Origin of the sequence: Microcoleus sp. w2-18bC1 (assembly GCF_036700365.1) — a bacterium.
Lineage (GTDB): Bacteria > Cyanobacteriota > Cyanobacteriia > Cyanobacteriales > Microcoleaceae > Microcoleus.
The window spans coordinates 57,454-77,462 of record NZ_JAUBOS010000015.1 but is presented as its reverse complement, the minus strand read 5'-3'; the positions used below and the strand labels follow the sequence as shown (position 1 = coordinate 77,462).

Here is a 20,009-nt window from a genome sequence, read left to right as displayed (position 1 = left end):
TAACACAGTTGTCGAAAAAGTAGGACTCGATCGGGCGTGAGTCGCAGAATCTCAGAGTCAAAAAATCTTCCTTATGACTGATGACTAATGACTGCTGACTTATGACTACTGACGATTCTCTGGTGTGTGCTGCAACTCCTTGACAACTGAGATTAAGCGCTTGAGGTGAGGTTTGACAACTTCTTGCTGCTCGTGTTCCAAACGGTGGATTTGAGCTTGGACCAGAGACAAATCCGCAGTCGATTGGTGCGCGGGAGCTAGCAGTTGGCTTTGCAAATTGGCCATGACTTTCTGGATTTCCAAAAATCTAGTATTTACTACTTCCCAGTCGTCTCTGGTGATAGAAGTTTCTGTCAAGCCTTGCGTCGCGCTTTGCAGTTGCTCTATAGCCTCTTCCACAGCTTGGAGATTCGCCTGTTGGCCAATCGATAAATCTTGTAGTTGTGCGCTCACCTGCTGGCGGACATCGAGCACAGCAGAGGCCACGATTTCTTGCAAAGAAGCTACAGACTCTCCTAAACTCACCAACTGCCGCTGGATGTCCATTGACTCCTCAAAGCCCTCAGCCCTAGGCATGGCAGCCATTTGCTGGCGCAGCGCTGCAATATCTGCTGACAACTGCTTGCGTAATTTAACAATTACCGTCACCGCCGTTTTTTCGACTTTATTGACAGACTTTTGGACTTGGGCCATTTCCGAATTTTGATGCACCCGCACTTGCTGCTCGAATCGATACCGGTTAGCAACATTCAGCGACAAAGCCAAAGTTAGGGGAGCCACCCCGTAAAAAGCTTGACCCGACACTGCCACCGCCAGGGAACCCACACCAGAGGCCGCCAGAGAGGCGTACTCTGCCAGCTCCAGCCAGTGTCTTTGAGGAAAACTTTGCCTCAAGTGGTTTGCAACAGAGGGTTTTGGCTTCCGCACGGCTCTTTGGGTCATAGTATTTACTCGTTGTGGGTAAGGTTGCGAGATTGGGTGGAGCATCGATTTCTATCCTTTTTTCAGTTATATGTTTTAGATTATTTCTTGGCACTCTTCTATTTTTACCTTTGTGAGTAAGTTAAGGATGACTGCCATATTATTATGTATTTGGGAGCCTGTGGCGATCGCGCCCAATTCCGGCTGTTAAAAGGTTCGCCCCAACGCGCTCTCTATTTTACAGGAGTTAGCGCGATCGGGTTCGGGCGATCGACAATAGCTGCCCAGGCTAACCGAAAAATGCCCAAGACTATTTTAGATTTTAGATTTTAGATTAAAAGTTAAAAAATGCGACCTACTCAGGGCGATCGTCGTTTGGAGGTTGTCGGGAGTTGCATTTTTGTTCGCCCATTGGTATAATCTACTATTTCTGAATTGTCCCTCTCAAATTTACTGCAAAAATTGACCAATGAACTCAGAAAAACCCGGAATTGGCGATCGGCTAAAGTCTATTTTCAGTATCGGTATCTTTATCATTCTTGTACTAGGAGTAGGCTTTTTAAGCGTTAATTTTATTTCAGCTCTCTATGCAAAATTTTCTTAAAATTAGTCCTGGACGCATGGGGTTCAGAAACCAAGTTTTTTTACAAAAATACTTCGTCGCAGCCTCCTGATCAGGTAAAAAACCCGGTTTATTTAGTCGGAGTGAGTCCCGGACTGTTTGAGATTCCCAACTTCTTCAAGAAGTCTCGCATCTTAAGCACGAGATCAGTTGTTTGGATTGCATTCTTCCTTCTTCCTTCTTCCTGCGGCTATAATTTCAACTGTAAAGATTGTGGTCAGGGTCTAGCCAGACAATATAAAAAACATTTTCACTAAAAAATCCATGCACTCTGCCGTATTCATTAGCAGATATTTGAAACTGGTAGGGGATATTGATTAGGATATCTTCATTGGGAATCCCAAAGCCATTAGGTTCAGTAGTATTTTTCCAAACTATGCCATGACAGCGCAGGCTTTTACTTTGATTGTTGATAATTTCTTGAGCGTTCAATTGTGACAAATCGCGCAGCCTTCTCAGTAAAGACGCTAGATACTTAGCATCTCTACCGCCTAGTGAAAACTTATCTTTATCATCCTGATAATACCTGAAAGAAAAACTAACTCCTTCCGGTATTTTTACATCAAGACGATTGATGCGAGATAAAGATTCCTGGCGGCGTATATCTGCTTTCTTAATTTTCTTCGATGACACGGCTTTTGTAAAATTCTCTCATTGATTCCTTGGTAATAATAGCATGAGAAGGTTCATCTTTTGGCAAATCACCTCTAGCATTAATCCAAGGGTCTTCGCGGCGCACCATCAATTCTAACTCATAGGCATCGCAAAAGAAATATTCGTCGGATAACTCGTCTAAAAACTCTTGTACTTCTTCGGGAAATTCGGGTTTTTCGACTTCTTTCAGAATTGGCTTCCAGTCAAATTGTTCTTTGTATTCATAAAATAAAGCCGGGATAGTCGGCCCGTGCACCCAAGCTTCAAAATCTTCATCAAAAAGCGGTGTATCTTCAAAGGCTAAATACCATGCTTGGGCATAGTACAATAGTTTTTGTAGCTTGTGGTTGCTGAGATAGGAGCCTACATCATTCGCGAACCAGATGTAGTAATCAGCGAGTTTTGAGGCTGTTGTGACTGTAGTTATTGTGGTCATATAACTCGACTCAATAAGTTTTGTATTCTATGATAGCACAGACTGTTAACAGTTAAATATTATAGGTTAGAATATGTTTGTTTGCAGTTAACTTTTTCTCAGGTAAGGTTAAAGTTGATTTTTGATGAAGGTAGGCAATTAGAGATTGTGCAGGCAATTGAGCGGGTGAGAGACGGAATTTTCTGGAAACATGGAAAAGCAATATCTCATTTACTCAAAAGGATTAATTTAGGTCATTTAGGGCCGGATGCGACCATTGAAGAATATAATGGAGTTATTAGTTTAATTGTCAGGGATGCTGATGCTAAAGTTTATGTGTATGTCTACGGATAAACGTTTTATCCGACAGTTACCAGCAGTGTAAATAACACAATATGGCGGGTAATGATGGGCTTGGATGGAGTTTTAGAAACGGCTTTTCCTCCAAAGGAACCGGAAAGCTACCTGGCTAATTCAATGTTTATTTATGTAGGTTTAGTTAAGGATTTGTTATGAATACTTTGGTAAAAAACTATTGTGTAATGGTTGAATTTCCTGATGTGAGTGGGGCTGAACATTTAGAAATGTTGCAACTTAGAGATGAGTTGGCAAAAGTTGAATCTCAACTGAGTGAGGAAGAGAAAGGTTTATTAGCAAATGCCGATCGACGGTTAGTTGAACAAGCAAGGGAGTTTTATGAGGAGTTGTCGAGATTTGTGGATTTAATGCAGAAGCGCAAATTTGAGGAGATTACACCTCAGCGTTGGTGGTGGTATTTGGATGTTTTGGCATTGTTGCCGAATTTGAGGAAACAAGAGTTGACAAGCGGTGTTGTTTGAAATGTTTATTCACTGTCGATGTTTGTTAAGTGCGATCGTCGAGTTTTGATATACTGCTTCAGTACAGGTGACAAAGTGTAAAGACTTGCTTCTTTTTCTATCAAGCAGCGCCGTGATAGAGATTGCAAGGCGTTTAGCAAATCTGATGATGATATTTGTCCGTTTTGTAGCAATTTGGCGACGTTGACTGGCTGGTTTTCTGTCGCCAACAATGACATGACTTGTTTTTCGAGTTCGGAAGTGCGATCGTACTGCTCGTGTAAAACATCTTTTAAATCTTCTGGTAACAATATGGTATCATCTATTAATAACTCGGTCGCGCCGATTCCCAACTCTTGAATCAAAGTCGCCACGCTTTTTAACCATAACGGATTGCCTTGGTAGCGGTGAATGAGTGCTTCGCAGTTATCGATTTCTGCTAATCCTTTATCTCTGAGAATTTCTCCGGCGGCTGCGGTGTCTAAGCCAGTGAGTTGTAAAGTACGAATGGGAGTATTTTCGCTGGTGAGTTGAGGAACTTCTTTCGGCGGTTCCCAACCGATTAGCAGAAAGCAACTTTGATGGGATAATTTTTCTATCTGTTTGAATAAAGAGCGATATTCTTCGTATTGTGGTTTATATTTTCCCGCCAATTCGCCGCTACAGAAAAGGTTGTGAATGTTATCTAAGACTATTAAACAGCGATGCTTTTGCAAATACTTAATCAGCGGTAAGCGTTTCTCGTTTGTTGGGGATGAATCTTGTTTTTCTGACTGGGAAAAAAGCTGTATTAGGTTAGATTGAAATTTATCGATGGTAGGGAATTCGTCTAGGGTGCACCAAACTGCGTACTCAAACTCGTGTTTGATTTGTTGTACGAGTTGTACTGCTAGGGATGTTTTGCCGATGCCGCTGATACCAGTGAGGGTGATGAGGCGGCAGTTTTGTTGTAGAATCCAGGTTGTGAGGGTTTGGAGTTCGAGGGTGCGATCGTAGAAATTACCCAACTCCGGCATTTCGCTTAAATCTTGATGTGAAGTTTTAGTTGGTTTTGCGTTAGCTGTTTCCTGATTGGGTGGATGTGAGTTTTGGATATTTGGCGGGTGTAAAGTTTCTCCACAGATGTTAAAACTACCAATTTTGTTGTGATGCTGTTCCAAATGTGAAACTATCGAGACTTGCAATCTCTCTATTACCGATCGAAAATTTATTTTATTAACATCTTCTCCCAACTCTTCTGAAAGTATCGGCCATAACTTTGAGCCAACATCCCTAACATAACTTTCGTTACAGTGAATATCCTCGGCAATTTTGGTGTATTTTTCACCTTGCATGGTACCTCGCAGAATTGCCTCTTGTAAGTTATCGAGGTGCTGACCAGTTTTGGCAAATACCATCTCGTCAGCCATTTTTAACACTTCCTTAAGATTCATGCAGTATCGTCGATGTTGTGATTTTTCGTATTATACCTAACATTTTCCAACATTTTCTGGCATTTACAAACATTTTTTACATAAGGCGAGTTGGAGTAGCCAACAAAATTGCCAACAAAATCCAGCATTTTTGGCTAGACAAAATTTTTAACAAAAACGAAAATAGGATAAGTATTAAAACGTTAATTTAGGGATTAAACTCTTGGCGTTTTATACCCTGGTCTCAAGTCTAAAATCAAAATTATTCAATAAACTACGCCAATGAGTAAGTGGTATCCTGGTGCCAATAGTTGGGAGAATAAAGGTTCTTACAAAGTCAAATATCAATTTGACACCAAGGGTAAGTGTACCGATATTCTTATGGCTCGCTCAAGTTTAAGTGATAAACAAGCTGACAAAGATCACATTCATATTTACAAGGTTGGAGAAACTGGTCAAGGTGCTACTTTTAGAGACGAGCAAGGTAGGGTATACGACTTATCTGATTATGACATCCAGCAAATTATTTCTGGGGCGAGACCTCTTTGGTAGGAAGTTTTGCTGAATGAAAGTGATCGTTAATTATAGTCGATTTAATGGAGTAAGACATGGGTACATATAGGTTCTATGCTCAATTGCAGAAGAATACAGATAATTTAGCTACATCAGACAAAGCATTTTCTCAGCCCCCAACTTATAGCGAAGCTGTCGCTGTGGTTGAAGGGTTGAAAAGTAAAGGGAAATCAGAACTGCCTAGAAAAGCTCATGATGATTTTGAGCGTACTGTAGATAAAGTAATTAGTTGGCTCGGAAACAATAGAGCAACAAGTTACGGCGGTAATGGAGATATACCTGCTGCACGGAGAGAATTTAAATATTCTGGAGAAACCTACCGCGTTGATATAGGTATAGGAGGTGAAACAGCCAATACTAAATGGTTTGTTTAGACACCTAAGCTGTTCGGCATTTAAAGGACTTGCGTAAGGTGCGTCAGCATCTAAGGTTTTCCGTTTCAGCGTAAGGGTTCTAGCTGACGCACCCTACTAGCCTCGTTACTGGTTTAAATGCTCCACAGCTTAATCTAAATGCTGAGAAAGTTTAGCCAAAACTAAGCTGTTTAGCATTTAAACTGCGTATTTCAGAGCCTGAAACCCTTTACTGGTCTAGATAGCCTCTGAGATTTAAATGGTGAACAGCTTAGCACAACTGGCAAGATTATCCCTGACCCGCAAATCAGGCATCTACTGTAATGTAATTTAAAGTCATAATTATCATTAACTTGAGGAGTAGCATATGGCAATTGAAAAAGACTTGTTTTCGTCTAACAACTTTCAGGTAACAGTCAGAGGATATTGCAATCAAATTGGCTGGAGAATTGCTGACATCAACTCTAACAATGCTATCATAAAATTTAACATGGCTTCGGGAAGTACGCAGACAGTGTTTATCTTGAGATACGACACAACCTTGGAGTTTTCTTGCCCGAGCGGTTTAAAATTTGATAGTTTTGATTATATTCCTCATCAAATCTCGTCATATCTTCTTAAGGAAAGTAGTAAGTATAAAACTGGTTTTTGGTGTTTAGAGGAAATTAATGGAAGGCAGGTTTTTTCGATAATGCACAATGCAGAGATCAGTTTACTGGATATCAATTATTTCATCAAAATTGTGCAAACCCTTATCAACAAATGCGATGAGTTTGAGAGAATGACAGAACAAGCAATTAGAGGATAGTGAAGCTGTACAACAAACTCTTTGCATTCGATTAAGTATCCGTTTGGGGTGCATGCACCTGTATAAACCAGAATAAAGTATAGAGGTGAACAAATGGCATATTCTAGTTGGCAATCAGCAGGTTTTTCTGATGATGAAGGTTATGAGCTCGAATACAAGGTACGTGATGATGCTCGTGCCTACTTGTTGAGAAGAGCGGGGCAAAGCAGTGAGTATCCACACTGGACTGTAAAATACTCAAGAAATGGAGATGTTGAGGATGTTCACTTCTCCGATCCTCACAACGATGGTTATAGATGGGGGAAAAGAGAAATTAAAGCTGCATATCCAAGCCTTGTCAGTCTTGCTGTATCGGTAGCTCTCTCGCTGTAGCGCCCTCACTTTTAGGTTGGGTTGACGCTGGTGTTACCCAACCTCTTTTTCCACTTACAATCTGCTCTATTTCCACTATTTCAATGCGATCATTGTACGAGTTGCGATCGCCCCTCACACCAAATACCAAACACTGCGATGATTCTACCAAGATCGATCGCCCCTCACGCATCAAGATCGATCGCCCTTCACACCAAATACCGAACACTGCGATGATTCTACCAAGATCGATCGCCCATCAAAACTAATAGCGATCGCCGTTACAATCAAAGTATCAATCCTCGTGAGATGCCGCGATGACCAACCATCAAAGAACTCCTCATCCAAGAAATAGATAGCACCCCTGACGAACTGCTTGCGGATCTTCTCAGTTTGGTACGATCGCTAAAATCCACTCCAAACCCCCAACTTAATACCTACGAACAACTGCTAGAGCGTATCGACTACCTCGAAGCTATCATCGGCATTCGCAAAGGACTTGAAAGCTTCGATCGAGGTGAAGGTATTCCAGCCGAGAGAGCTATGACAGCGCTACAGCAGCAGTTCAACATCCCCCCTCGTCTATGAGTTATCAAGTCCTAATCCAACCACCCGCCTTTCAAGAAATTGAAAACGCCTACCGTTGGATGTGCGATTATCTGAGTGCTGATGCCGCAAATCAGTGGTACTACGACCTCCAAGATGCGATCGCATCCCTGGAACAGTTTCCTTACCGTTGCTCAGTTGCACCCGAAGCTGCCATCATTGGTAGGGAAATTCGACAACTGTGGGTTGGTAAAGGAAGAACCTATCGAATTCTGTTTGTGGTGGAGGGCGATACCGTCGCAATAATACACGTTCGTCACCGCCGTCAAGCCCCTCTAGGTAATGAACCGCCAGAGTAATCGCATGAAATAGTCAATCAAGGGCGATCGCTCCTAACACCAGATACCAAACACTGCGATGATTGTACCCAGCTTGATCGCCCTTCACACCAAATACCAAATCGATCTCTGCAGTACAATCAAGGTAAAACGCATGATTAATCTTTCAAAAATTACCACGAGCAACTGACTGCTGACTAACTAATGCAAAAACTTGCGAACTTGATATTCGCGACTTTCGGCGATCGCAATGTGCAAATCCCCCATTTGGGCATCCAACTCATCTATTGTACTTTGTGGCACAGACTTCCACTTCTCCCTAGTTTCCCAGCGAATCAACATCACCACCTCATTTTCCACCGGATCTACCCAAATTTCTTTGCCTAAAAAACCGTCCCAATTTTTTAGTCCCTCAGTCCAAACTTCCTGATCTCGCTGAATAAACTGCTCCCACTTTTCTTGAGGTACTTTAAATTTGAGCCACTCAATTACCATCTTATTTCCTATTTGTAAATAGCTAATTAATCGTTGCCGATCGCAATTTTAATGATCAACTCAGTTCCCTCACCCGGACGCGAAACACAGTGCAATTTACCACCGTGCTTTTCTACTACTAAATGCTGGGATATTGCTAGACCCAAACCTGTGCTCGTGTCTGGACATTTAGTGGTAAACAAAGGGTCAAAGATGCAGTCGAGGACTTCTTCAGTCATGCCAGGGCCATTGTCACTAATGGCGATCGCAACTTCGTTTTCCCCTACCAGGGAAGTCCGAATCCGAATTTCGGGATTGAATATTTCAGAGTTGGACCGGGCTGAAGACAAGTAAGACTGATTTTGAACTTTACCATACTTTTCGGAATTTCTCCCCCCTTCTTCCAAAGCGTCGATCGCATTTGTCAACAAGTGCATGAACACTTGGTTTAAGTGTCCCGGATAGCAGCGAACTGGCGGCAAATCCCCGTATTCTTTAACTAGAGAAATTCCCGGTCGTCCCCCTTTAGCTTGCAGGCGATTTTGCAAGATCAGCAAAGTGCTGTCCAAACCTTCGTGGATATCAGCAGGCTTCATTTGGGCTTCGTCGGTACGCGAGAACAAGCGGAGCGATCGCACGACATCGCGAATCCTTTCCGAACCGACTTTCATGGAATTTAGCAGTTTTGGCAAGTCTTTTTTGATGAAGTCTAAGTCTAATTCTTCTATCAAATCTTGAATTTCCCGCACGGGATGGGGATAATACTTTTGGTAAAGGTCGATCGTTCGCAGCAGTTCTTGAATGTAGCCAGTGGCGTGGCTGACATTGCCAGAAATAAAACTAACTGGATTGTTGATTTCGTGCGCTATTCCTGCTACTAACTGCCCCAGAGATGACATTTTTTCTGTTTGAATCAGTTGAGTTTGAGTTTGCTGCAAAATTAACAGCGTCTGCTCTAATTTAGACGCTTGTTGTCGCAGGCGTTCTTCTGATTCTTGCAAAGCTAAAAGAGACTGTTTGCTTTCTGTAATATCCAATCCCACAAATACCGCCGCCGTATTGTTATGGTATTTTTGAGCTACTATTAGATAAGTTTTATTTTCTCCTCTGATGCTCGCTGTTACTTCTTGAGATGTCTTCTTTTTATGGTTGGCAAAGAAATCGTATACTAAATCGTTAAATGTGGGACTTGTATCTAAAAAACCTACTTTTTGACCGATAAATAGTTCGGACGGCATTTTATAAGCGCTAGCTAAATGTCGGTTTACTCCCAAGTAGCGCAAATCGGAACTTACCCAAGAAACTAATCCGGGCACGGCGTCTAAAACGGCTTGAAGTTGCTCTTTTGCCTGTACGAGCGCTGATTCTGCTGCGAGGCGAGCAGAAATGTCGCGGGCGATCGCGCAGCGGTATTCGCAGCCGCCGTATTCTAAATAATTGACTTTAACTTCGACGGAAAAACTGGCGCCGTCTTTGGTTTTGTAGCTGGTTTCAAAAGTCAGGTTGGTTTGCTGCTTTAGTTGAGCCCAGTGTTCTCGCCAATCCGATGCGGGCAAATGCGAATCGATGTCGCTAACTCTCATGTTTAGCAGTTCCGATTCCGAGTAGCCGAAAAGATGGCAAGCGGCTTTGTTCGCGTAGCAAATTTGACCGTCGGAGGTACTAAAAAAGATTGTATCAGCAGCATTTTCGAGGGCAATTTGAGTTAGTTGTGGTATTGCTTCTAACTGCTTTCTTTTAACCTCGGACTGAAATTTATTATAGCAATTGGTTTGAGCGGGAGCCTCACCTATCTTAGATGCAAACAAAATCAAACCGCCGATCGCACCTTCGTTATTTTTCCAAGGCTGAAATACCCATCTTACCGACTTGCTGACAGAGCCGCTTGCGGTTTTTCCTGATACAGATGCGATCGATCGCCCTGCCACAAACTCGCTATATTCCAAAACTCCTGTCAAACAAGCCTGGGCATTTTGCTCCCAATATTCCGGGAGATTCGGGAACAGTTCCCAATGAGAGCGGCCGAGCGCCTCGCCGTCGCCCCACCCGCAATCTGTTTCCCAGCGACGGGAAACCGACAGATAGCGCATTTCACAATCTACCATTGCCACGGCTTCGGCGGAGCGCTCCACAAACCGCCGAAATCGCTCTTTACTCTCCGACACTGCTGCCTCTGCGGGTTGTTGGGCGATAGGGACATTCCCGTCAACGTACCTTCCCAGTCCCTGACTTTTTTGCTGAACTGGCTTAGTTTGCACGGTTTGGGATTTCCTCCATAGCTGTCAAGTTTGAAAAACTCTGTTTTACACCAAAAATGCTGTTTTCCCCTGATTTGCTCTCTCGGACAATACCCTTAGAGGGTATCACCCATCATTGATATCATTTTTGATGGGGATATGTCTATAGGCATTGCTATCAGCTTAAGGCTAAAGGTAGTGCCCGCCTGCTCTGTGACGATGAGGCATAGATCACGTCGGCGCCCCCGGAATCGTTGGAGGAGACTGGAGTGATCTCTTGCCTGCCCCGACTATTCCGGGGCGCAACATGGCAGCGACACTAGGCCAAAAACGAGAGATACAAAGGGTTTTAGACGATTGGTGACACCAATGGGTCTATAGGTACTCAAGAAATTTTCCCCCACACTTTGAGAGTCAGAAGATTTCCTAGTGATTGTTGGGTATTTTAGACAAGTTCCCAAAAGAATGCAACTGTAGGCCCGTGAGCCAAACCATGAGCTTCCTCAGTCATTCCCAATTCTTTAATTGAAAATCCCACATCGAACATGGTATGAGATCCTGTAGCCAGTGTGATCGCCAAATAGCTTGAGAATGCAAGAGAGCGCTCAAACAAATTTGTGCGTAAATTCACTGGTAAAATCCACTCTCCCTTTCCGTAACATTGCAGGGTCTAATCTTTCCGTCGTGTTACAAGTCATCAAAACTACGAGTTTTTGCTGAAATTGAATGCCGTTTTCGTCGATAACGCTTTGATACAACGTTCCATCCAGCAAACTCAAAATGTGTTCAGTTTTGTTAGTGCGTTGGGCTTCAGCAGTCGATCGATCTTGAGCCAAATTATCAGCCTCATTGATAATAATACAAATCCGCTCTAAATAACTCGGCGGCACAAAATTTTCCACAGCATCGTGGTCTAAGATAAAAATCACATAACCCAGCGGCACTAAAATTTCCTTTGCTACCGCTTGCGTCCAAGCAGTTTTGCCCGTGCCCGGTTCGCCACTAACCAAAACAGCCAACTGATTTTGATCCAAAATTGCCTGCTGAACTGTATCGGTAAAACTTTGAACCTCTGCAGAAAACGTGCGAATTGAGAACTGGCTGTGAACCTGTCCGACGCGGCTTTTGTACCCGCCCAGAATCACCGCTAAATTGTAAGTTGCCTTGCTAACGAGAGGCGCAATATCTTGGCAAATTAGAGTGTAGCAGCGTCTTCCCCTGTCGTAGCTGTCAATTTGTAGCCAGCAGCCGAATCGAACCCAAGAAGCATAAACAGTACCCAAAACTTCCAAGCGTTCCCAGCTAACAAACCGCTCTGGGGGATAAGAAAAATGTCGCTCCATAAAAGACTGGGTAATTGCATCCGGTTTCCCTAGCAAATCCAGAACTTTGAAAACAGTAATCTCTTGGAGTTTGTTGAGAACGTAGTCGATGGGAATGCTAGCGCGGCTGACTAATTGCACCACAGGCGTTTCGGTAACTAAAACGTCTTTGTAGCGGTAATCCGGGTAAACTGGCTGCGGAGTAATGTAATCCCAAAATTCATCAATTTCGTAGCGAGTATTTTCCGAGAATACATTTAACATATTTGCCCACCAAGTATATTGGTGTCGTCCCATTGCGTCGGCAAGGTCGCTAGCTACCCCTAAAGTTTTTTGAGCTAGTTCTAAGGGATCGCTAGACGCTAAATGTACCAGGTGTTCCCAATCAAATTGACGGTAAAAAGGTCGCCAACCAGAGCCTAGCAGACCTCTATTTTGAGAATTGTTTTGATGAAAATTGTTTTCGCGATCGCCCATATCTTCTGCACTCATTTGGCAAAACTCCTACTTACTCTTATTTTACTGCTTTTGTGGTACACATTCTACAAAAAAAGTGAAAATTATCAACTTATTTTGAGATAAGCTGGCGGCACAAAATCTACCAACCAAACTTTGTTTTCCGAGCAGTAAAATGTATGACCATCGCGTTGCATGGCTGCGGCATCTACAGTAAAGACTGCCGGGATGCCATGTCTTGCACCTACTTGGCGCGCCGTCTGGATATTCACGGACAAATGAACGTGATGCCGCGACATTTTCCTAATTCCTTGACTGAGAATAGACTCGACGGCAGTGCTACCTGTTCCGTGATATAAAATATCCGGGGGAACAGCGGGTTCTAACTGTAAGTCAACCTCTACGCTGTGTCCTTGATTAGCACGAATTAGAGTGCCTGTGGAGTCAAATGAAAAGCGCTGCTTGTCGTTTTCCGCTACTACTTTTTTGAGTTCTGCAAGCTGAACAGGAAATTTATTTTTTTGGCAGGCATCGAGGAGTTCGCTAACAGGAAGCCAGCCACCTGTATTGAGTTCAACGCCGATGCGCCCTGGCGCGTGGCGCAGATGTCTGCTCAGGTATTTGCTAATTTTGACTAAGCGAGAATCGCTCATGATTTTACTTTATTTATTTACTTTTAAATCACATTTTACCAAATGTCACTAGCGGGTTATATTGTGCGGTGGGGGCGGGTTTATTGAATCTGTTGGCACTGCCAGGGAGCGCTTGAGTGAACCCGCCTCTACAGGTTTGTTGAAACTTATTCATATCGCAAAACATGAATGGTTTTACGCACGAATTAGAGGGGTAAAGTGGCCATTAAGAACCTACAAAATTAGGTTCTGCGTCCGGTAATGAAAAAGTTTTCATTGTGCGATTTTTCACTAGATTTATCTTTTGATAATTATCAAAAACTCTGCATTCTGCCGAATGCTTTTTACCTTGGGATAACTCCGCCAAAAACAGCAAAATTTAGATAGCGCCAGTGACATCCTACGTCGGCAAAACCAGCTTCTGCAAGCCACTTTGTCTGCTCTTCAACAGAGGAGGGAATATCTTCTTCTCGATATTTTTGAAACCAGGCTGCATCGTCTTCTCCGTTAGCTTTCATGTACTGCCGCCACAACTGTTCGTATTGCTCAGTCAGCCGGGGAGTAGCACCTGTCACAATATCTCGAATTAGCAAGATTGCCCCTGGATTCAGGGAGTGAAAAAGTTTGTGAAATAGCTGTTGTTTACCTGGGCTGTCGAGGTGGTGGATTGCCAAGCCTGAAACTACCAAATCGTAACCGCTGCCGAAATCATCTTCGGCAAAGTTTCCTTGCTGCAAGGTCAGCCGTTCTCGGAAAGCGGACAAGTTTGTTTGGCAAGTTTTCAGCATATTTTGGGCCATATCAAAGGCTAGGACTTTTGCTTGAGGAAATGTTTGCAGAATCATAGCCGACAGTATGCCAGTTCCCGCACCTAAATCCAGAACTTTTATGTTACCATTAGTTTCAGAAGGGATTAACTGCAATATTACATCGTGTTGCTCGCCATAGCGCGGAATGATGCGGGGAATTAAGCCGTCATAATCAAAGGCTCTTTGTTCAAATTGCTCGCGTACAGCGTCTAAATTCACAGACGATTTTCCTCAAATTGTTAATAGTTGAGTGCGTCAAGGCAGTTAGCCGATTCTCTTCTCTGAAGGCATATTACATTTTATAATACAAAAAATATACAGGCTTGTCAAGATGTTGAAGAAAATAATTTAAAAGAAGTTAGGGACGATCGCCAGATAGGGACTTTGTGCGCCCAAACCCGCCCCTGATTTGGGAACTGTCTAGCCATCCACATATATCTCATTCAGTGCAGATGAGGCAGAATGCCACAGAGGCGAAAGCCTGCCGAAGACGAGACTTTGTGCCAGATACTAGGAGTAATTGTGAGCAAAAAGTTGACGGTTATGATACCCGTTTCAAACAAGAATGCAACTGTCGGTGTGTGATCCACACCATAAAATTCTCAGTGATTCCCCTTAGTAAAATATAAAAGATACCAGATAAAAAGGAATGAGCCACCAACCGACGATCGGCTAGACATGAAAAAATCAGTCCTCAGATTGACAAACTTTAGCCAACTATAAACAAAAATTAAGGTGACTCCCGAGTGGATGTGGTGCCTGCCAATTTTTCAGGAAGATGAAGAGATACAAAATATTACACCCGCCGGTGCGGGAAAGAAAATTGTGATAATGAATCAGGATGCGAGTAGATTAGGTGTCAGCCGTCAGGGGAAGATAGAAGCAATGGAAATCCAACAACGGAGTAAGGATAAGCCCGATCGCCAGCAACAAAAAGCGTCCGATCGGCTCGGTCAAATTTCTACGACAAAAGAACTAGATTGGTCGCTACAAGAATGTTTAGATTTTAAAAGAGCGATCGACCGATCGACACTTGCGGTGAGGACGGACGCGCGAGGAATTATCAACTATGTCAGCGAACGAGTTTGCTCAATCACCAACTATTCGCAAGCCGAACTCATCGGCTGCCACTTCGGCATCCTCCATTCGGAATATAAATCTTCGGAAATCATCAACAATCTGCTATCAACAGTTGCCAAAGGTGAAATTTGGCAAGGAGATATTCAGAATAAAGCCAAGAATGGAAGTGATTATTGGGTGTACGCAGCAGTAGTTCCACTGTTGGACTGTAAGGGAAAACCCTATCAGTATTTGGCGATCGGATTCGACATCACTGATCGCAAAGCCGTTGAAGCAGCCCAAGCCGAAGCCAACCGGGCAAAAGACGAATTTCTGGCGATCGCCTCCCACGAACTGCGATCGCCCCTGAGTGCGATTTTGGGATGGGCACAGCTAGCTCGATCGCGCAATTTAAACGAAGCCACCACCAGCCACGCTTTGGAAATCATCGAGCGCAACGCCAAATTACAAAACCGACAAATAGACAATCTCCTCGACCTCTCGCGGTTGCTGCGAGGGAAAATGTGCCTGAACATCGGGCAAGTTCACCTCCCGTCTATCATAGAATCTGCGATTGACACCCTCCGTCCCGCCGCCTATGCCAAAAACCTCCGCGTAGAAAAACATTTCGACCCCGCCATCACCTATGTTTTGGCAGATGCAGAACGCTTGCAGCAAGTAGTCTGGAACCTCCTTGCAAACGCCATAAAATTCACCCCAGAAGCGACACCATACCCAATTCAAGTGCGAATCGAGCCTACTGAGTCGGGCGTCTTGATTCAGGTCAGCGACAGCGGTTGTGGCATCGATCCGAAATTTCTGCCGCACATCTTTGACTACTTCCGCCCCGCAGACAACTTCCAGACCAAGGAACAAAATCGGCTGGGGCTGGGGCTCTCAATTGTGCAGCAGTTGGTGGAACTGCACGGGGGAAGTGTTTGGGCTTCGAGTCCCGGTATCGGTCAGGGGGCGACCTTTGGGGTGCTGCTACCGATTGCCAACAAAAATGCACCCGACGATCACACTGCTGCGATCGCCCAAAGAGAAAGCAGACCCGGATCGGTTTCCAAACCCCTAGCGGGAAAGCAAGTCCTGGTGGTGGAAAGTAGCGCCGAGATCCGGCAATTTCTCAAAACTGGCCTCGAAGCATTTGGAGCCAAGGTAACAGCGGTGGGTAGCGCCGCCGAAGCGATGGCGGAGTTGCAACAGTCCCGCCCCGACGTGTTGGTCAGCGATATGACGGTATCGGGAGCCGACGGCGGCGATTTAATCCGCCGCATCCGAGCAATGGAAATGTCCGAGCACAGGGAACTGCTGCCAGCCGTGGCGCTGACGGGAGGCACTGAGGAAGAAGATTCGGCCGAAGCGCTGGAGGCGGGGTTTCAGAGGCATTTGTCGAAGCCGGTGGAAGCGAATCAGTTGGTGAGGGCGATCGCCCAATTGGCTGGACTGACTGGATTCGGCTCCGGAGAGTGGGGTTCGGGAAATATCCGGGCGGCCACACCCCAGGCCACGCTGCCGGAACCTAACAGTTTTGACGACAAAAATTATCTGGAACAATTAACAAGTGACAGTAGAGAATTACCGTTGTTGCTGGTAGTAGAAGACAACAATTTTCTGCTGGCTTACCTCCAAACTTTATTAACTCCGTACTATCGAGTCGCTGTGGCGATGGACGGCGTTGAAGGTTTAGAAAGAGCCAAAAGTTTGCAGCCAAATTTGATTGTGAGCGACCAAATCATGCCAAGACAAAACGGACTGGATTTGCTCAAGGAGATTCGGAACACGCCAGAATTGAAATCTACTCCGGTAATCTTTTTGACAGCGCGATCGGGGATGGACGCTCGGATCGAAAGTTTGGATGCGGGTGCTGACGATTATATTTCAAAACCTTTTGACGAGAGGGAATTGCTGGCGAGGGTGAGAAATTTGTTGCGATCGCACTCAGCCGAACAGCAGTTGGCGGAGCTCAACCGTCAGTTGCAGCAGCAGAAACAGCAGTTAGAAACAGTGAATCGAGCCTTGCAGTATTTGGCAAATTACGACAGTTTGACTGAGGTAAGAAACCGCCACTCTTTTAATGAATACCTCAATACGGAATGGCGGCGTTTGGCTAGGGAAGAAGCACCGCTGTCTTTAATTATGTGCGACATTGATTATTTCAAACTTTACAACGACACTTATGGTCACCAAGCGGGGGATGAATGTTTGCGGCAAGTGGCGGGGGTGATCCAGCATTCGGTAAAGCGAGCGGCAGATTTAGTAGCGCGTTACGGTGGAGAAGAATTTGTAGTAGTTTTGCCGAATACGGATATTGAAGGTGCCACTTGCGTAGCTGAAATGATCGCACAACAGGTGCGGGGTTTGCACATAGCTCACGCTAAGTCTGCTGTCAGCGAATATGTGACGCTGAGTTTGGGTGTAGCTTGCTGCATTCCGGGGGCGAAATCGCAGCCGGGGGAGCTAATTGCGATGGCCGATGAGTCACTTTATCGGGCTAAAGAAGCAGGGCGCGATCGGGTTTCGGTTGCCACATTTCAAGGATAATATAATAGTTAAATCCACTTGTATGGTGCGTCAGAAATCTATCGTTTCGATTTAAACAATTTTTTTGTGTCAGACGCACCATACCAATGTGATTCCAAAGTTGGGCGAATTCAAATTACTATAAAATAGTTAAACGAGGTCGTGCCATGACAGCAACCTTAGACAAACCAAAAGACCAGCGCCTAATTCACTCCGGGATTGATGAGCAACAATTCAAGCTAATCGAGCAGGGGTTTTCTGACTCCCCCGACCTCCGACTTTTTTATTTCAAATGTGAGGTATGAATCTTGGCAGTTTCGCAAGAACATGAAGTCTTCAGCGGTGTCATCGCCCTGTTGCTGGGTACGTATTTTGTAGAAAAAGAAATCGCTTTTACTCCCACAGGAAGTTCTACTCACACGAAGTTCTACCCAGGAAAAAGAAGGAAAAGCCTCCGCACAAGCAGACTAATGTTACTTAATTGGCACAGAATCGGGAGGCATGGCAGACCTCTCGATCGAAGTTGTATTTACTAGCAGCAACGAAAGCAAGTTGCATCGTTACCAAGCCTTGGCATTCCCCGAAGTTTGGTTTTGGCAGGAGGGAGTATTTAGCCTGTATCATTTGCGATCGCACGGATATGAAAAAATTGACCAAAGCGAAATATTGCCTGATTTAGATATTAATTTATTGTCTCGCTGTCTGCTGATTGCTTCAAGGGTGGAAGCGGTTAAATAATGGAGGCGAGGCAGTTCGGGAGATTAGATGAAAAGTGTTTTGTGAGTGCGACATCGCCCGCAGTCCGAGTTACAAATTGCAATACTGGCGATCGCGATCGGGTGGTTAATAAGTGCGTGCGATCGCTGGCATAATCCCCGAAACGCCAGAGATATGTTATTTAAAGTAGATACCGACATCAGATTTTAGCAACTTTTCTAGGAGGTTATTGCCCTATGTCCTCTCAACAACCAAACCCTACGACCACTTCTGACTGGCGCTTGCACTTTGGCAGCCTTTCACAAGAAGCGAAGCATACAGTTAAGGTGCTGTTGTTAACAGCACGAAAGTCTGGCTTTTATAAATTAGAAGAAATACTGTCAAATTTGACCGATCTGAATCTGGAAAAAAATCAAATATCAGACCTAACACCCTTGCAATCTCTGACCAATTTGACTAATCTGAATCTGGGCAACAATCAAATATCAGACCTAACACCCCTGCAATCTCTGACCAATTTGATAGAGCTGAATCTGGAAAAAAATCAAATATCAGACCTGACACCCCTGCACTCTCTAACCAGTTTGAAATATCTGAACTTGTTCCACAATCAAATAGTAAATCTAACACCCCTGAAATCTCTGACCTGTTTGACTAATCTGAATCTGTCCCACAATCAAATATCAGACCTAACACCCCTGAAATCTCTGACTTGTTTGATTAATCTGAATCTGTCTAACAATCAAATATCAGACCTAACGCCACTGAAATCTCTGACGATTTTGACATATCTGAATCTGGACAACAATCAAATATCAAACTTAACACCGCTGAAGTCTCTGGTCACAAATTTGACATATCTGAATCTGGTAAACAATCAAATATCAGACCTCAAACCCCTGCAATCTCTAACCAGTTTGAATAATCTGAATCTGTCCCACAATCAAATATCAGACCTCACACTCCTACAATCTCTGACCAATTTGATAGAGCTGAATCTGGACAACAATCAAATATCAGACCTCACCCCCCTGCACTCTCTGATCGATTTGAAAAAGCTGTCTCTGCCTAACAATCTTTTATCAGACTTAACACCACTCCAATATCTGTGGAAAGCTATTGCCAATTCCACAGAGCGAGTCGATCGCACTCGTGCCGCAGCCGCGATCGAATTTGCCTACACAGCTCTCGGCAAGACTTGCCCGAAAATTATTTTTTGTTCGAGTCCCCACTCGGCCATCACACAGTTAAAAAAATTGAAATCTCCCACTAAGAAAAATGATTTTTTTCAGCGTATTTACAAACAGCTAGAACCAGCCTGTCTGCCGTTTAGGTATATATTTTTTTTGTGCGTGTATTATTTCGCACTAACAAGTGAGCAACCACAGCCAAAAACAGCTTTTTTTCAGCTTATTTACGAACAGCTAGAATCAGCCTATAAGCCTTTTAACTTAATAAGATATAGTAGTTCGTATTTGCCACAATTAATAGAATGGGAGCGGCAGGTCACACAAGAATTGCAACGGGATTTTTGGGACTATTGTAGAGACAACTCAACGTCGATCGTTAATCGGGCATCCCTGTGGGATAAAATCTGTGTGGCTGACTTTTGTGTCTCTGTACTTAGAATTGTTCTCAACCCAGATGCACAAAAAGCTTTTGAATGCTTGAAGCAGCTTTTAGTTGAATGTGGCTGGATTTTTGCGTTTGACAAGGTTTGCTATGTGTGCGATCGTCCTTTAAAACTCTCTCTCGACAGCGAACATCGGCCACACGCAGAAGGAGAAAGCGCGATCGAATTTAGCGACGGCTACAAACTCTACTCCTACCACGGCGTCACCTTGCCCGAAAAATACGGACAAATCCACCCCGATCAGTGGGAATCTACCTGGATTTTAGAAGAAGAAAATGCCGAATTAAGGCGAGTGTTAATTCAGGGAATTGGTTAAGCCAGAATTTGCCAAGA

22 protein-coding genes are annotated in these 20,009 nt (G+C 44.1%); 13 read left to right on the top strand and 9 right to left on the bottom strand.

Annotated elements, in window-relative coordinates:
• Positions 1-105 precede the first annotated feature (105 nt).
• Positions 106-942, bottom strand: coding sequence for a hypothetical protein (locus tag QT979_RS11515; RefSeq protein ID WP_333210961.1), 837 nt, complete (start codon positions 940-942; stop codon positions 106-108).
• 144 nt (positions 943-1,086) lie between these two features.
• Between QT979_RS11515 and QT979_RS11510 the strand changes: the two genes are divergently transcribed.
• Entirely contained in the window at positions 1,087-1,254 is a 168-nt protein-coding gene (locus QT979_RS11510; RefSeq protein WP_333210959.1) for a hypothetical protein, read from the top strand.
• 487 nt (positions 1,255-1,741) lie between these two features.
• Here QT979_RS11510 and QT979_RS11505 read toward each other — a convergent pair whose 3' ends face one another.
• Positions 1,742-2,176 carry a hypothetical protein gene (locus QT979_RS11505; protein WP_333309993.1) on the bottom strand — a complete coding sequence of 145 codons (435 nt, stop codon included), beginning with the start codon at positions 2,174-2,176 and terminating at the stop codon, positions 1,742-1,744.
• Positions 2,157-2,633 (bottom strand): type II toxin-antitoxin system antitoxin SocA domain-containing protein, encoded by a 477-nt coding sequence (locus tag QT979_RS11500; RefSeq protein WP_333164858.1) that lies wholly within the window; start codon positions 2,631-2,633, stop codon positions 2,157-2,159. The genes QT979_RS11505 and QT979_RS11500 overlap by 20 nt, the downstream gene beginning before the upstream one ends.
• A gap of 81 nt (positions 2,634-2,714) precedes the next feature.
• Between QT979_RS11500 and QT979_RS11495 the strand changes: the two genes are divergently transcribed.
• Both QT979_RS11495 and QT979_RS11490 read left to right on the top strand, forming a co-directional pair.
• The gene (locus QT979_RS11495; protein WP_333309990.1) at positions 2,715-2,966 is read left to right on the top strand and encodes a hypothetical protein; all 252 of its coding nucleotides are present in this window, start codon (positions 2,715-2,717) and stop codon (positions 2,964-2,966) included.
• A 158-nt stretch (positions 2,967-3,124) separates the two neighbouring features.
• Positions 3,125-3,451, top strand: a complete 327-nt coding sequence (locus QT979_RS11490; protein ID WP_333208113.1) for a hypothetical protein — start codon at positions 3,125-3,127, stop codon at positions 3,449-3,451.
• A gap of 5 nt (positions 3,452-3,456) precedes the next feature.
• On the opposite strand, the gene QT979_RS11485 is transcribed toward QT979_RS11490, so the two are convergent.
• Positions 3,457-4,863: an NB-ARC domain-containing protein gene (locus QT979_RS11485; protein WP_333309986.1), complete on the bottom strand. Its 1,407-nt coding sequence runs from the start codon at positions 4,861-4,863 to the stop codon at positions 3,457-3,459.
• A 261-nt stretch (positions 4,864-5,124) separates the two neighbouring features.
• Here QT979_RS11485 and QT979_RS11480 point away from each other — a divergent pair, with 261 nt between their 5' ends.
• The 7 genes from QT979_RS11480 (at position 5,125) to QT979_RS11450 (ending at position 7,832) form a co-directional block, all read left to right on the top strand.
• A complete protein-coding gene (locus QT979_RS11480) occupies positions 5,125-5,394 on the top strand; it encodes a hypothetical protein (RefSeq protein ID WP_333309983.1) in 270 nt (89 codons plus the stop codon).
• A gap of 56 nt (positions 5,395-5,450) precedes the next feature.
• Positions 5,451-5,789: a hypothetical protein gene (locus QT979_RS11475; protein ID WP_333309980.1), complete on the top strand. Its 339-nt coding sequence runs from the start codon at positions 5,451-5,453 to the stop codon at positions 5,787-5,789.
• 346 nt (positions 5,790-6,135) lie between these two features.
• Entirely contained in the window at positions 6,136-6,576 is a 441-nt protein-coding gene (locus QT979_RS11470) for a hypothetical protein (protein WP_333309978.1), read from the top strand.
• A 93-nt stretch (positions 6,577-6,669) separates the two neighbouring features.
• Positions 6,670-6,948, top strand: coding sequence for a hypothetical protein (locus QT979_RS11465; RefSeq protein ID WP_333309976.1), 279 nt, complete (start codon positions 6,670-6,672; stop codon positions 6,946-6,948).
• Positions 6,949-7,031: 83 nt separating this feature from the next.
• On the top strand, positions 7,032-7,196 hold the full coding sequence (locus QT979_RS11460; RefSeq protein ID WP_333309973.1) for a hypothetical protein: 165 nt from the start codon (positions 7,032-7,034) through the stop codon (positions 7,194-7,196).
• Positions 7,197-7,320: 124 nt separating this feature from the next.
• A complete protein-coding gene (locus tag QT979_RS11455) occupies positions 7,321-7,515 on the top strand; it encodes a hypothetical protein (protein WP_333309971.1) in 195 nt (64 codons plus the stop codon).
• Positions 7,512-7,832, top strand: coding sequence for a type II toxin-antitoxin system RelE/ParE family toxin (locus QT979_RS11450; RefSeq protein WP_333309968.1), 321 nt, complete (start codon positions 7,512-7,514; stop codon positions 7,830-7,832). Before QT979_RS11455 ends, QT979_RS11450 begins: the two co-directional genes overlap by 4 nt.
• Positions 7,833-8,012: 180 nt before the next feature.
• On the opposite strand, the gene QT979_RS11445 is transcribed toward QT979_RS11450, so the two are convergent.
• The 5 genes from QT979_RS11445 to QT979_RS11425 form a co-directional block, all read right to left on the bottom strand.
• Positions 8,013-8,306, bottom strand: coding sequence for a TIGR03792 family protein (locus QT979_RS11445; protein WP_333309966.1), 294 nt, complete (start codon positions 8,304-8,306; stop codon positions 8,013-8,015).
• Between the two features lie 26 nt (positions 8,307-8,332).
• Complete coding sequence (locus QT979_RS11440) at positions 8,333-10,543, bottom strand: PAS domain S-box protein (protein WP_333309963.1); 2,211 nt, start codon at positions 10,541-10,543, stop codon at positions 8,333-8,335.
• 584 nt (positions 10,544-11,127) lie between these two features.
• Positions 11,128-12,336, bottom strand: coding sequence for an AAA family ATPase (locus QT979_RS11435; protein ID WP_333309961.1), 1,209 nt, complete (start codon positions 12,334-12,336; stop codon positions 11,128-11,130).
• A gap of 71 nt (positions 12,337-12,407) precedes the next feature.
• Positions 12,408-12,953: an RNA 2'-phosphotransferase gene (locus QT979_RS11430; RefSeq protein WP_333210942.1), complete on the bottom strand. Its 546-nt coding sequence runs from the start codon at positions 12,951-12,953 to the stop codon at positions 12,408-12,410.
• 323 nt (positions 12,954-13,276) lie between these two features.
• Positions 13,277-13,960, bottom strand: a complete 684-nt coding sequence (locus QT979_RS11425) for a methyltransferase domain-containing protein (RefSeq protein WP_333309958.1) — start codon at positions 13,958-13,960, stop codon at positions 13,277-13,279.
• 516 nt (positions 13,961-14,476) lie between these two features.
• Between QT979_RS11425 and QT979_RS11420 the strand changes: the two genes are divergently transcribed.
• The 3 genes from QT979_RS11420 (at position 14,477) to QT979_RS11410 (ending at position 19,992) form a co-directional block, all read left to right on the top strand.
• The gene (locus QT979_RS11420) at positions 14,477-17,347 is read left to right on the top strand and encodes a diguanylate cyclase (RefSeq protein WP_333210939.1); all 2,871 of its coding nucleotides are present in this window, start codon (positions 14,477-14,479) and stop codon (positions 17,345-17,347) included.
• Between the two features lie 480 nt (positions 17,348-17,827).
• A complete protein-coding gene (locus tag QT979_RS11415) occupies positions 17,828-18,064 on the top strand; it encodes a hypothetical protein (RefSeq protein WP_333210933.1) in 237 nt (78 codons plus the stop codon).
• A 215-nt stretch (positions 18,065-18,279) separates the two neighbouring features.
• Positions 18,280-19,992 carry a leucine-rich repeat domain-containing protein gene (locus QT979_RS11410; protein WP_333309955.1) on the top strand — a complete coding sequence of 571 codons (1,713 nt, stop codon included), beginning with the start codon at positions 18,280-18,282 and terminating at the stop codon, positions 19,990-19,992.
• The last annotated feature ends 17 nt before the right edge of the window (positions 19,993-20,009 follow it).